Annotated in this window: 12 protein-coding genes; 6 read left to right on the top strand and 6 right to left on the bottom strand. The window is 69.2% G+C overall.

Going from position 1 to position 13,009, the window contains the following annotated elements:
• Nucleotides 1-106: 106 nt before the first annotated feature.
• On the bottom strand, nt 107-928 hold the full coding sequence (locus tag ACWC1K_RS46905) for a serine hydrolase domain-containing protein (RefSeq protein WP_450839933.1): 822 nt from the start codon (nt 926-928) through the stop codon (nt 107-109).
• A gap of 186 nt (nt 929-1,114) precedes the next feature.
• Between ACWC1K_RS46905 and ACWC1K_RS46910 the strand changes: the two genes are divergently transcribed.
• Together ACWC1K_RS46910 and ACWC1K_RS46915 are read left to right on the top strand one after the other, a co-directional pair.
• Nucleotides 1,115-1,555, top strand: a complete 441-nt coding sequence (locus ACWC1K_RS46910; protein ID WP_450839935.1) for a MerR family transcriptional regulator — start codon at nt 1,115-1,117, stop codon at nt 1,553-1,555.
• Entirely contained in the window at nt 1,552-2,568 is a 1,017-nt protein-coding gene (locus ACWC1K_RS46915) for an aldo/keto reductase (protein WP_450839937.1), read from the top strand. The genes ACWC1K_RS46910 and ACWC1K_RS46915 overlap by 4 nt, the downstream gene beginning before the upstream one ends.
• A gap of 49 nt (nt 2,569-2,617) precedes the next feature.
• Here ACWC1K_RS46915 and ACWC1K_RS46920 read toward each other — a convergent pair whose 3' ends face one another.
• From ACWC1K_RS46920 to ACWC1K_RS46930, 3 genes are all read right to left on the bottom strand, one after another.
• Nucleotides 2,618-3,475, bottom strand: coding sequence for a DUF4429 domain-containing protein (locus ACWC1K_RS46920; protein WP_450839984.1), 858 nt, complete (start codon nt 3,473-3,475; stop codon nt 2,618-2,620).
• A 57-nt stretch (nt 3,476-3,532) separates the two neighbouring features.
• A complete protein-coding gene (locus ACWC1K_RS46925) occupies nt 3,533-4,750 on the bottom strand; it encodes an alpha/beta hydrolase (protein ID WP_450839939.1) in 1,218 nt (405 codons plus the stop codon).
• Nucleotides 4,751-4,863: 113 nt separating this feature from the next.
• On the bottom strand, nt 4,864-5,490 hold the full coding sequence (locus tag ACWC1K_RS46930) for a TetR family transcriptional regulator (protein ID WP_450839941.1): 627 nt from the start codon (nt 5,488-5,490) through the stop codon (nt 4,864-4,866).
• 66 nt (nt 5,491-5,556) lie between these two features.
• On the opposite strand from ACWC1K_RS46930, the gene ACWC1K_RS46935 reads away from it, so the two are divergent.
• Nucleotides 5,557-7,176 carry an MFS transporter gene (locus ACWC1K_RS46935; protein ID WP_450839943.1) on the top strand — a complete coding sequence of 540 codons (1,620 nt, stop codon included), beginning with the start codon at nt 5,557-5,559 and terminating at the stop codon, nt 7,174-7,176.
• Between the two features lie 278 nt (nt 7,177-7,454).
• Nucleotides 7,455-7,763 carry a small hydrophobic protein gene (locus ACWC1K_RS46940; protein WP_351471076.1) on the top strand — a complete coding sequence of 103 codons (309 nt, stop codon included), beginning with the start codon at nt 7,455-7,457 and terminating at the stop codon, nt 7,761-7,763.
• Nucleotides 7,764-7,937: 174 nt separating this feature from the next.
• On the opposite strand, the gene ACWC1K_RS46945 is transcribed toward ACWC1K_RS46940, so the two are convergent.
• Both ACWC1K_RS46945 and aceE read right to left on the bottom strand, forming a co-directional pair.
• Nucleotides 7,938-8,675: a potassium channel family protein gene (locus tag ACWC1K_RS46945; protein ID WP_450839945.1), complete on the bottom strand. Its 738-nt coding sequence runs from the start codon at nt 8,673-8,675 to the stop codon at nt 7,938-7,940.
• 71 nt (nt 8,676-8,746) lie between these two features.
• Entirely contained in the window at nt 8,747-11,494 is a 2,748-nt protein-coding gene (gene aceE, locus ACWC1K_RS46950; protein WP_450839947.1) for a pyruvate dehydrogenase (acetyl-transferring), homodimeric type, read from the bottom strand.
• Between the two features lie 353 nt (nt 11,495-11,847).
• Between aceE and ACWC1K_RS46955 the strand changes: the two genes are divergently transcribed.
• Together ACWC1K_RS46955 and ACWC1K_RS46960 are read left to right on the top strand one after the other, a co-directional pair.
• On the top strand, nt 11,848-12,279 hold the full coding sequence (locus ACWC1K_RS46955; RefSeq protein ID WP_030931848.1) for a DUF3052 domain-containing protein: 432 nt from the start codon (nt 11,848-11,850) through the stop codon (nt 12,277-12,279).
• A 177-nt stretch (nt 12,280-12,456) separates the two neighbouring features.
• Complete coding sequence (locus ACWC1K_RS46960; RefSeq protein ID WP_099928631.1) at nt 12,457-12,915, top strand: peroxiredoxin; 459 nt, start codon at nt 12,457-12,459, stop codon at nt 12,913-12,915.
• Nucleotides 12,916-13,009: the final 94 nt, after the last annotated feature.

A 13,009-nucleotide genomic window follows, 5' to 3' on the forward strand; every position in this document is an offset into this window, starting at 1 on the left:
GGCTCGCTGGTGACACCCGACGCTTGAGGAGCGGGGGTCCGGGGGCCGGCCCCCGGGTCGGGACGGGAAGGGGCGGCGGGGGCGAAAAAATCCGGGGCCCGCGGCCTCAGCCCCGCACCTCCGCCAGCACCGCATCCGTGAACACCGGCCATACCTCGACCGCCCACGGCCCGAAGGCCCGGTCGGTCAGGGCCACGCCCGCCACCCCCGCGTCCGGGTCGATCCACAGGAACGTACCCGCCTGCCCGAAGTGCCCGAAGGTCCGCGGAGAGGACGAAGAACCCGTCCAGTGCGGCGACTTGGAGTCACGGATCTCGAAGCCGAGACCCCAGTCGTTCGGATTCTGGTGCCCGAACCCCGGCAGGACACCCTTCGTGCCCGGGTACTGCACCGTCATCGCCTGCGCCACCGTCCGCGGATCCAGCAGCCGCGGCGCCTGCACCTCGGCCGCGAACCGCAGCAGGTCCTCGACCGTCGAGACACCGTCCTTGGCGGGGGAGCCCTCCAGCGAAGTGCCGCTCATCCCCAGCGGCTCCAGCACCGCCTGCCGCAGATACTCCCCGAACGGGATGTCCGTCGCCTTGGCGATGTGGTCGCCGAGCTGCTCGAACCCGGCGTTGGAGTACAGCCGCCGCTCCCCGGGCGGCGCGGTCACCCGGTGCTCGTCGAACGCGAGCCCCGAGGTGTGGGCCAGCAGATGCCGCACCGTCGAGCCGGGCGGCCCGGCAGGCTCGTCGAGCTCGATCGCCCCCTCCTCGTACGCGACGAGGGCGGCGTACGCGGCGAGCGGCTTGGTGACCGAGGCGAGCGGGAAGCGGTGGGCGGCCGGGCCATGGGTGCCGAGGACCGTGCCGTCGCCGCGCACCACACCCGCCGCGGCGGTGGGAACCGGCCATTTTTCGATCAACGCAAGGCTCTTCAGCGACATGCCGTCGAGCCTAAGCGCTCACGGTGTGGGCCCCGGCAACGGGTCGGGCTCGGGCCTGAAGCCGAGCGGGACCCGGAGCTGCCCGCCAGTCACCGCCACAGCCCCATGTCCCGCCCGTTTCCAGTGTGCTTATTTCTTTGGGTTCCGCTTGCTTGGAGTGCACTCGAAGGCCATAGCGTTGAGGTCATGACGGTGATGGAGACCATGCCCACCCGGACCGACAGCTGCGGTGCCCCGCCCCGCCCCCACCGGCGCCCCGAAGGCCAGGACAGCTACACGATCAGCGAGGTCGTCGCGTTCACCGGCCTGACCGCGCACACCCTGCGCTGGTACGAGCGCATCGGTCTGATGCCGCACGTGGACCGCTCGCACACGGGCCAGCGCCGCTACAGCAACCGCGACCTCGACTGGCTCGACCTCGTCGGCAAGCTCCGGCTCACGGGTATGCCGGTCGCCGACATGGTGCGGTACGCGGAGCTGGTGCGCGAGGGCGATCACACGTTCGGCGAGCGCTTCGAGCTGCTCGAGCAGACCCGCCGGGACGTGCTGTCGCGGATGGCCGAGCTCCAGGACACCCTCGCGGTGCTCGACCGGAAGATCAGTTTCTACGCGGAGAAGGTGCGATGACGGACAGCAGGATCCCGACCGTACGACTCGGCGCCGACGGCCCCGAGGTCGGCGTCCAGGGCCTCGGCTGCATGGGCATGAGCTTCGCCTACGGCCCCGCCGACGCGAAGGAGTCACGGGCCACCCTGGAACGGGCACTGGAGCTGGGCGTCACGCTGTACGACACCGCGGAGGGCTACGGCGACGGCGACAACGAGCGCTTCCTCGCGCCCTTCTTCAAGGCGCACCGGGACGAGGTCGTCATCGCGACCAAGTTCGGCGTACGCGTCGCGGCGGGCGACCGCACCAAGCGCGTCATCCGCGGCGACGCCCCGTACGTCCGCCAGGCCGCCGAGGGCAGTCTGCGCCGCCTGGACGTCGACGTCATCGACCTCTACTACATGCACCGGCGCGATGTGAACGTCCCGATCGAGGAGACCGTCGGCGCCATGGCCGAGCTGGTCCGCGAGGGCAAGGTCAAACACCTCGGCCTCAGCGAGGTCACCGCCGACGAACTGCGTGCCGCGCAGGCCGTGCACCCGATCGCCGCCGTGCAGTCGGAGTGGTCCCTGTTCAGCCGGGACATCGAGACCAACGTGGTGCCGGCCGCCCGCGAACTGGGCGTGGCCCTGGTCCCCTACTCCCCGCTCGGCCGCGGCTTCCTCGCCGGCTCCTTCTCCAACGCGGACAAGGACCTCACCGACGGCGACGTCCGCCGCACGATGCCCCGCTTCCAGGGCGACAACGCGGCCGCCAACGCAACGCTCCTGGAACCGATCCGAGCGGTGGCCGAAGCACACGGTGCCTCCCCGGCCCAGATCGCCCTGGCCTGGGTCCAGCAACGAGCGGACGTGCACGGCCTTGCGGTGGCCCAGATCCCGGGCACGACGAAGGTCAAAAGGGTGGAGGAAAACGCGGCGGCGACGGCGATCGTCCTGACGGATGACGAGTTGGCCGCGCTGGAGCCGATCGCGGCCAAGGTGGCAGGTACGCGTTACCCGGACATGTCCTTCGCTTCGGCAGGCAGGGAGTAGAACTTTCACGGGGGGCGCGGGCAGCCGACAAACCGAACCCCGCACCCCCCTAAAGTTCCGCCAACAACTCCGCCTTCTTGACGGAGAACTCCTCATCCGTCACCAGCCCCGCCTGATGCAGTTCCCCCAGGTGACGGATCCGTTCGGCGATATCCGCAGGATCCCGCCGCGGCGCCGAGGCCGACACCACAGCCGCCGGCCCGGCATCCCGCACAGCGGCAAGCACAGCCGCCGCAAACGGCAACGACTCATGGACGGGCCCATAACCCAGCCCGAACACCACAGTCGCCGGATCCTGATCCACCTGCGCAGCCTGCGCGGCATCCCGCCGCAGCAACCGCAAGTGCCCCTCGAACACCTCCGGCGACCGCCACTCCACCCCGCTCAGCTCACCGACGGGAAAGCTCTGGTCCCCGGCCTTCCACTTCGCCGACGACGCCCCCGTCCAGAACCACCGGAAGTGCACGGTCTTCCCGTCGAAGGACGCCTTCGCGTCATACGCCTTGAACTGCCGGGGCGCCTCCGGCGCGGCCACCAGAAACCGCTCGGCGGGCTCCCCGTCCTCGGTCAGCAGCGCCCGCAGCTCCTCGGCGTAGTACTCGGCGAGAACGTCCCGCTCGGCAGGCAGCACCAGCCGGTACGGATCGCACCCTTCCTTGAGCTGCCCCGCCGCCGCCTCCAGCAGCGGATCGGCCCCGGGCCGCACCTCGGCCCGCAGGACGATGGTGCCGCGCTTCCCGGGCGACAGGGTCACCCCCGAGATCGCCTCCAGCGGCACCCGACGTTCCCCCAGCGCCTGGAAGAGCTTGGGTGTTCGAATCCCTCGTTCGTAACGGATGAGCACGGAGTCGGACTCGAACTCCCAGGCGGCATGAAATCCGGCCAGTACGTCACCCATGCGGCTCATCGTAGGCATGACCCGCTCCCTCGTCTCCACCCCGCGCAGACCGCAGTTTCTGCGCCTCTACGCGCGTCCGGCCGTGGACGCGCCGGACAAACCCTCCCGGCACACGTTCTCCTCGCGTGCGCAGCGCACCGACCGGTACGCGCCAACCCCGATCTCCGCGAAGTTCCGCACGCTCTCCGTGCCCGGCTCGAAGTAACCGGCATGTCCCTTCGCTCCCCGCGCGGACAGCACCCGCGCGCCGAACGCGGCCGAGACCGGGTCGGCCCCGTGGCCCAGCCCGCCGAGCTCCAGGTACGGCACGTCCTGCACCCAGTCCGTGGCGTCCCGCATCGCCCACACTTGGGCGGTGGTGCGCAGATGGGAGGCGTTCGACACGCGCATGCCCGGGCTGGCGGCCACCGCTATGTCGGCCACCCGGCGAGGCAGTCCGGGCGCGGCGATACCGCACACCACGGAGCCGTAGCTGTGGCAGAACAGCGAGACCGGCGCCCTGCCGGGCAGCCCGCGCAGCATCGCGTTCAGCCGCAGTGAGCCCTCCGCCGCGCGCATCGCCGTCGCCGAGTCGATGCCGAGGCCGGCGGGTGCGGTGTAGTCGGCCCAGGCGATCACGGCCGTACGCGTCGCCGGGTCGGCCGCCTGCTCCGCCGCGTACAGCGACTGGGCCATGCCCACGGCCGCCGAGTACGGGCGGTTGGTCTTCTGGAAGGTGAGCAGGTCGGTGTCGACGCCGGGGACGACGACCGACACACGCTCGGCCCGCTGCAGGTTCCCGATCACCTCCGCGACCCGCCCCGAGCCCTCGGGGTCGAAGGCGAGGATGTGCCGGCCCTTCCGCAGCAGGGACTCGTAGCGGTGCAGACGGCGGCCCGCGTCGTGCTGCCCGACGGGGGAGAGCCGGCTGTCGTGCATACGCCCGAGCTCGACCTTGCGCTGCTCGGTGAGCGCGACACGGTTGGCGCGGTAGCGCAGTGCGACGGGAGCACCGTTCATGTTGCCGACCGCGAGGGGATAGCGGCGCGCGAGACGGTCGCGCTCCTGAGCGGTGAGCGAGGCGAAGAAGCGGGCGAGGCGCGCGGGGGACGCGTCAGGGTCCGGCAGATGGTGTCCGTGGAGGCGACCGTGCTCCCAGGAGGAGAGCGAGGCCTGGAGCGGAGTCACCGCGCGATGACTGCGCAGGGCCGTCCAGCCGGTGGTCGCCAGCATCACGAACACGACGGACAGCGCGAGCAGCGCGCGCCAGACGTTCAGTTGCGGGGAGGTGTCGAAGGAAGTCACTGGGAGGACACACTAGGAGAACGAGAGGGTCTCGCGTGAGCTGAGTGACGGGTATCACGTTTCGATAAACGCGGTGATGACCTCCGTGTCTGTCAATGTCCTCGCCATGTGCCTCAGCGTGTTCGCCAGCTCTCCGTGAGTGCGGGGCCCACCTGTTCGAGGTACGAGATCGTCAACGCGCGCATCGCCTCGACGCTGAAGTCCTCGCCGGTCGACCACTGCCGTTCCGTCACCCGCATCACCCCGCCGAAGACCGCCACGGCGAGGCGCGGCCGCGGATCGGCGTCCACGTCCAGCCCCTCCCGCTGCGCGAGCACCCGCGCGATGGCGTCCTCGGTCTCCTCGTTGCGCCGCAGATGCGCGGCGAGCAGGACCGGAGTCGACTCGATCACCCGGTACATCCGCAAGTACAGCTCGACCGGTACGACGGCCTCGATGGTCTCGTGGAGCGTGTCCCAGCCCTCCAGGACCGCCTGGCGCAGCGCCGCCATCGGTGCCTCGTCCGCCGGCCGTTCGCGTACGGCCTCGACGAACCGCGCCACCGCCAGCTCCTGCAGGGCGAGCGCGGCCTCCTCCTTGCCGGCGAAGTAGCGGAAGAAGGTGCGCTGCGAGACATCGACGGCCTCGGCGATGTCGTCGACGGTCGTCTGCTCGTACCCGCGCGTGGTGAACAGTTCGACGGCGGCCCGCAGCAGCGCGTCCCGGGTGCGCTGCTTCTTGCGTTCGCGGAGTGTTTCCATGTGCGTCAGTTACTGACTTGTGAATTGGTTTGTCAATTGTCAGCGGCTGTCACTAGCCTCGAACACATGACTAGTCAGACCACCATCGACACGACGGAGCCGGGGGACGAGGCACCAGCAGCCCCGTCGGACGCGCCGGGGGCCTCCGGGCTGCGCGGCCACCCGTGGCTCACCCTCATCACCGTCGCCGTCGGGGTCATGATGGTGGCCCTCGACGGCACCATCGTGGCCATCGCCAACCCGGCCATCCAGAAGGACCTCAAGGCGAGCTTCGCCGACGTCCAGTGGATCACCAACGGGTACTTCCTCGCCCTGGCGGTCTCCCTGATCACCGCGGGCAAGCTGGGCGACCGCTTCGGGCACCGCCAGACCTTCCTGATCGGCGTGACGGGCTTCGCGGCCGCCTCCGGTGCCATCGGCCTGTCGAACAGCATCGCCGCGGTCGTCACCTTCCGGGTCCTCCAGGGACTGTTCGGCGCGCTGCTGATGCCGGCCGCGCTGGGCCTGCTGCGGGCGACCTTCCCGGCCGAGAAGCTCAACATGGCCATCGGCATCTGGGGCATGGTCATCGGCGCCTCCACCGCCGGCGGCCCGATCCTCGGCGGCGTCCTGGTGGAGCACGTCAACTGGCAGTCGGTGTTCTTCATCAACGTGCCGGTCGGCGCGATCGCCCTGATCCTGGGCCTGCTGATCCTGCTCGACCACCGCGCTGAGAACGCCCCGCGCTCCTTCGACCTGCTGGGCATCGCCCTGCTCTCGGGCGCGATGTTCTGCCTGGTCTGGGCGCTCATCAAGGCCCCCGCCTGGGGCTGGGGCGATGGCAGGACGTGGACGTTCATAGCCGTGTCCGTCCTCGGCTTCGCCCTCTTCTCCTTCTGGGAGACGAAGGTCAAGGAGCCGCTGATCCCGCTCGGCCTGTTCCGCTCGGTCCCGCTCTCCGCGGGCGCCGTGCTGATGGTCCTGATGGCCATCGCCTTCATGGGCGGTCTGTTCTTCGTGACGTTCTACCTGCAGAACGTGCACGGGATGAAGCCGATCGAGGCCGGTCTCCACCTGCTCCCGCTCACCGGCATGATGATCGTCGGCTCCCCGCTCGCGGGCGCGCTGATCACCAAGCTGGGCCCGCGCATCCCGCTGGCCGGCGGCATGGCGGCCACCGCGATCGCCATGTACGGCATGTCGACGCTGCAGACGGACACCGGCAGCGCCGTGATGTCCCTCTGGTTCGCCCTGCTCGGCCTCGGCCTCGCGCCGGTCATGGTCGGCGCCACGGAGGTCATCGTCGGCAACGCGCCCATGGAGCTGTCCGGCGTCGCCGGCGGTCTCCAGCAGGCGGCGATGCAGATCGGCGGCAGCCTCGGTACGGCCGTCCTCGGCGCCGTGATGGCGTCCAAGGTCGACAACGACCTCGCCGGCAACTGGAAGGACGCCGGCCTCCCTCCGCTCACCCCGGCCCAGCTGGGCCAGGCCTCGGAGGCCGTGCAGGTCGGTGTGGCTCCGGTCGCCAAGGGCACCCCGGACGCGATCGCTGCGAAGATCGCGGATGTCGCGCACGACACGTTCATCTCCGGCATGAGCCTGGCGTCCCTGGTCGCCTGCGGAGTGGCGGTCGTGGCGGTCTTCGTCGCCCTGCTCACCAAGCGCGGCGAGAACGCGGAGGCGGGTGCGGGCGCGGCCCACATCTGACGGGGGAAGCCCGGCGAACCTGACGGGTTTTCAACGGACTTCGCCTATCAGGGTGAAGAAGCTAAAGATTCCTCGCATCCGGTGCGCACCGCAGGCCACAGTGGTCAAGCCCTCCCACACGGCATGTTCCTCGGGCAAGTTCGTACGGTGCGGAGGGTGACCGGTGCTGCGGCGCGCTGCCGGAGGGGGACAGCGCGCCGACAGCTCGAGGATTAGGAAGCGCACCGGGGGTACCCGCTCCGTTGAACCCCGAACAGACCCCGGGGTTCTGGGAGTTGATGATGGCGGGCTTCGGACATGGAACGCGCAGGTACCCCCGCTCACGTGGCCGCACGTGGTCACGGACCGGGCCGGATCGCGCAACGCTCGGAATCATCGGAACCATCTGCGCGGTCGCGGGGTTCTTCGTGCTGGGGATCATCCTCGGCCCCGTCGCGATCGTCTGCGGCTGGCTCGCAATGGGCCGCACCTGGGCACGTTCAGGCCCAATTCCGGCCCTGGTCGCCCTCGTTCTGGGCGCCATCGACACGCTCCTGGCGGTCATCTGGCTGGCAGGAGCGGCAACCCCGGGCAACGGCCTGTTCTGACCCGGGGCAGTGAGGGAAGCCGCTGCGCCCGGCCTCGTGGCCGCCGTAGCTGCGGGCAATCGTGCCTCCCCCAGTGCCTAAAGGGCCTGGGAGGTGCCCCCATGGGCGGCACGGGTGGGCGCAGCGGCACCCCGCAGGCGCGGGCAAGCACACCCACCGCCGCTGCAACCCCGTTCACGGCGCACCCGACGGCTCCCGCAACGCCGCCACCTCGGCTCGCAGCGCCCGCACCTCCTCCGTGAGCGCCTCGATGGCCTCCGTCTGCCGCCGCTCCTCGACGTCATCCTTCTCGAACCGGGCAATGAACCACGCGGCGATATTCGCGGTCACCACACCCAGCAGCGCTATCCCGGCCAGCATCAGCCCGACGGCGATCATCCGCCCCAGCCCGGTCGTCGGCGCATGATCCCCGTACCCCACGGTCGTCATCGTGGTGAACGACCACCACACCGCGTCACCCAGCGTCCGGATGTTCCCGTTCGGCGAGTCCCGCTCCACCGAGAGCACGGCCAGCGACCCGAACATCAGCAACCCGATGACGGCACCCGCGACATACGTCGTCAACCGGATCTGCGAGGCCATGCGCGCCCGCCGCCCGACGAGTATCAGCGTCGACACCATCCGCAGCAGCCGCAACGGCTGAAGCATCGGCAGCACGACCGCACACAGGTCGAGCCAGTGCGTCCGCACGAACTCCTTGCGACGCGAAGACAGCCCCACCCGTACCAGATAGTCCGTGGCGAACGCCCCCCAGACCACCCACTCCACCACCGTGCACGCGGACGTCAGCGAGTGCCCCGCGGAGTGGTCCACGATCGGCACGGCATACGCGACGGCGAAGGCCACCGCGAGCGCCAGCAGGGGCCGCTGGGTGTACTGCTCCCAACGCCCCTGCGCCGTTTGTTGCTTCATGCCCGCATCGTAAAGAACAAGTAAGGGCGGCGAGACCATCCGGTCCCGCCGCCCTCACATCGGCCTCGGTGTTACGCGTCGCCGCCTGCGGCACCCGGATCCGCCGCCGACACATCCAGCAGCTGGTACCGGTCGATGGCCTGCTTCAGCACCGACCGGTCCACCTTCCCCTCCTTGGCCAGTTCCGTGAGCACCGCCACCACGATCGACTGCGCGTCGATGTGGAAGAACCGCCGGGCGGCCCCCCGGGTGTCGGCGAAGCCGAACCCGTCGGCACCCAGGGACTGGTACGACCCCGGCACCCACCGGGCGATCTGGTCCGGAACCGCCCGCATCCAGTCGGAAACCGCCACGAAGGGCCCCTGCGCCCCCGACAGCTTCTGCGTCACGTACGGCACCCGCTGCTCCTCCTCGGGGTGCAGCAGGTTGTGCCGCTCGACGTCGACCGCCTCGCGCCGCAGCTCGTTCCAGGAGGTCGCCGACCAGACGTCGGCCCTGACGTTCCACTCCTCGGCGAGGATCTTCTGCGCCTCGACGGCCCACGGCACCGCCACACCGGACGCCATGATCTGCGCCGGAATCGACCCCGAAGTGCCCTCGGAGAGCCGGTGGATGCCCTTGAGGATGCCCTCGACATCCACGTTCTCCGGCTCGGCCGGGTGCTGAATGGGCTCGTTGTAGACGGTGAGGTAGTAGAAGACGTCCTCGCCGTGCGGGTGTTCCGCGTCCCCGCCGTACATCCGGCGCAGACCGTCCTGCACGATGTGCGCGATCTCGTACGAGTACGCCGGGTCGTAGGCGACACAGCCCGGGTTGGTCGAGGCGAGCAGCTGGGAGTGGCCGTCGGCGTGCTGGAGGCCCTCACCGGTCAGCGTCGTGCGGCCGGCGGTCGCGCCCAGTACGAAACCGCGCGCCAACTGGTCGGCCATCTGCCAGAACTGGTCACCAGTGCGCTGGAAACCGAACATCGAGTAGAAGACGTACACCGGGATGAGCGGCTCGCCGTGCGTGGCGTACGCCGAGCCCGCCGCGATGAGCGAGGCGGTACAGCCGGCCTCGGAGATGCCGTCGTGCAGCATCTGACCGGTCGGCGACTCCTTGTACGCGAGCAGCAGGTCGCGGTCGACCGCCTCGTACTGCTGGCCGAGCGGGTTGTAGATCTTCGCGCTCGGGAAGAAGGAGTCCATGCCGAACGTGCGGTACTCGTCCGGCGCGATCAGCACGAACCGCTTGCCGAGCTCCTTGTCCCGCATGAGGTCCTTGAGGAGACGTACAAAGGCCATCGTGGTCGCGATCGACTGCTGACCCGAGCCCTTCTTCACCGTCGCGTACGTCTTGTCGTCCGGCAGGGCGAGCGGCTTGGAGCGCACGACGCGCGTCGGGACATAGCCTCCGCACTGCTTGCGGTGGTCGTGCATGTACTGGATCTCTTCCGAGTTCCGCCCCGGGTGGTAGTACGGCGGAAGCCCGCTCTCCAGGTCCTTGTCGGAGATCGGCAGGTGCAGCCGGTCGCGGAAGCGCTTGAGGTCGTCGACCGTCAGCTTCTTCATCTGGTGCGTGGCGTTGCGGCCCTCGAAGTTCGGGCCGAGCGTCCAGCCCTTGATCGTCTTGGCCAGGATCACCGTCGGCTGGCCCTTGTGCGCCTTGGCCGCCGAGAACGCCGCGAAGATCTTCTTGTGGTCGTGACCGCCACGGCCCAGGTGCAGGATCTGGTCGTCGGTCATGCCCTCGACCATCGCGCGCAGCCGCTGGTCGTCGCCGAAGAAGTTCTCGCGGATGTAGGCGCCGGACTCGGTGGCGTACGTCTGGAACTGGCCGTCCGGCGTCGTGTTCATCTTGTTGACGAGGAGGCCGTCGCGGTCCTGGGCGAGCAGCGGGTCCCAGGAGCGGTCCCAGATCAGCTTGATCACGTTCCAGCCGGCGCCGCGGAAGACCGACTCCAGCTCCTGGATGACCTTGCCGTTGCCGCGCACCGGGCCGTCCAGGCGCTGCAGGTTGCAGTTGACGACGAAGGTCAGGTTGTCCAGGCCCTCACGGGCGGCGATGGTCAGCTGGCCGAGCGACTCCGGCTCGTCCATCTCGCCGTCGCCGAGGAACGCCCACACATGGGACTTCGACGTGTCGGCGATCCCGCGCGCGTGCATGTAGCGGTTCATCCGCGCCTGGTAGATCGCACCGATCGGGCCGAGGCCCATCGACACGGTCGGGAACTCCCAGAAGTCCGGCATCGAGCGCGGGTGCGGGTACGAGGACAGCCCGTGCGGGGCCTTCGACTTCTCCTGGCGGAAGCCGTCGAGGTTCTCCTCGGTGAGCCGGTCGAGCAGGAACGCCCGGGCGTAGATGCCCGGAGAGGCATGCCCCTGGAAGAAGACCTGGTCGCCGCCGTCGCCCTCGTCCTTGCCGCGGAAGAAGTGGTTGAAGCCGACGTCGTAGAGGGACGCGGAGGAGGCGAACGTGGCGATGTGGCCGCCGACGCCGATGCCGGGGCGCTGGGCGCGTGAGACCATGACCGCCGCGTTCCAGCGGGTCGCGTTCAGGACCTTGCGCTCGATCTCCTCGTTGCCGGGGAAGAACGGCTCGTCCTTGGTCGCGATCGTGTTGACGTAGTCCGTGCTGCGCATCTCGGGCACGGCCACGCGCTTCTCGCGGGCCCGCTCGATCAGCCGCAGCATCAGGTAGCGGGCCCTCTCACGGCCGCGCTCGTCGACGGCGGCGTCCAGGGAGTCGAGCCACTCCTGGGTTTCCTCGGGATCGAAGTCAGGAACCTGACTCGGAAGGCCGCCAATGATGATCGGGTTGCGATCGGATCCGGAAGCCACGCTGTTCCTTACCTGTCAGAGGGCTGCATTGAGCTGCTTTTCGGTACGCCTGCACCGTTCCCCATCGTGTACCTCGGGAAAGCAAACGTCATCTCTACTGAGAGGTAACCGAGACCTACGTCAGCTCCGGCGGGTTCCCAATGCCACAAAGGGGGCAGAAAGGTGTGGTGTAGGTCACTTTCGGCGGCGGTTGCATGCCTGAAGTTGGGGTGACACGGCCAGGATCGTCACCGTTTCGGCGGTCTGAACGGCCGGGTACTTGCGCGATCCGCCCCGCCCGTGTGGACTACGGCCAATGCTTCGCGCACGCGCGTGGCTGAGATACTCACCAAGACATGATCAGGAGGCAACCCGTGAGCGCGACCGCGGACCACGCGGAGACGAGCCCTGCCGTCAGGCTGGGGTTCCAGCCCGAGCAGGTGGTCCAGGAGATCGGCTACGACGACGACGTAGACCAGGAACTCCGCGAGGCCATCGAGCAGGTCATCGGCAGCGACCTTGTGGACGAGGACTACGACGACGTCGCCGATGCCGTGGTGCTCTGGTTCCGCGACGAGGACGGTGACCTGACCGATGTGCTGGTGGACGCCACCACCTACATCGAGGAGGGCGGCTCCATCCTGCTGCTGACGCCGAAGACCGGCCGCGACGGCTACGTGGAGCCGAGCGACATCTCCGAAGCCGCGACGACGGCGGGGCTGTCCGCCTCCAAGAGCGTCAGCGTGGGCAAGGACTGGAGCGGCAGCCGGCTGGTGACGCCGAAGGCCGCCAAGTCCAAGCGGTGACCGGCGGCCGCAGCGGCCGTGGCTGGGGGCTGCGCCCCCAGACCCCCCTTCCGGCCTGACCGGCCTCGTCCTCAAACGACGGACGGGCTGAATTCACTCAGCCCGTCCGTCGGCTTTCTGTGATCGCTGCGTAGGGTGGTGCCACCCGAACAGCCCCACCGAAAGGGACGTACTGCGATGGCGATCCAGGTCGGCGACAAGGCCCCCGACTTCGAGCTCAAGGACAACCACGGCGCCACCGTGAAGCTCTCCGAGTTCCGTGGCAGCAAGAACGTGGTGCTGCTCTTCTACCCCTTCGCCTTCACCGGTGTGTGCACCGGCGAGCTGTGCGAGGTGCGGGACAACCTGCCGCAGTTCTCCGACCGCGACACCCAGGTGCTCGCCGTCTCCAACGACTCCATCCACACCCTGCGCGTCTTCGCCGAGCAGGAGGGCCTGGAGTACCCGCTGCTGAGCGACTTCTGGCCGCACGGCGAGGTCTCCCGCGCCTACGGCGTCTTCGCCGAGGACAAGGGCTGCGCGGTGCGCGGCACCTTCGTCATCGACAAGGAGGGCGTCGTGCGCTGGAAGGTCGAGAACGCGTTGCCGGACGCCCGCGACCTGAACGAGTACGTCAAGGCGCTCGACACCCTGTGATTCTTCGGCTCCAAGCCATGCGTGGGGCGGGAACCCGTCACTAGGATCGACACGTTGATCCGGTATCAAACGCACGGCGGGGCTCCCCGCCCCT

Source organism: Streptomyces sp. NPDC001492, from assembly GCF_053597275.1.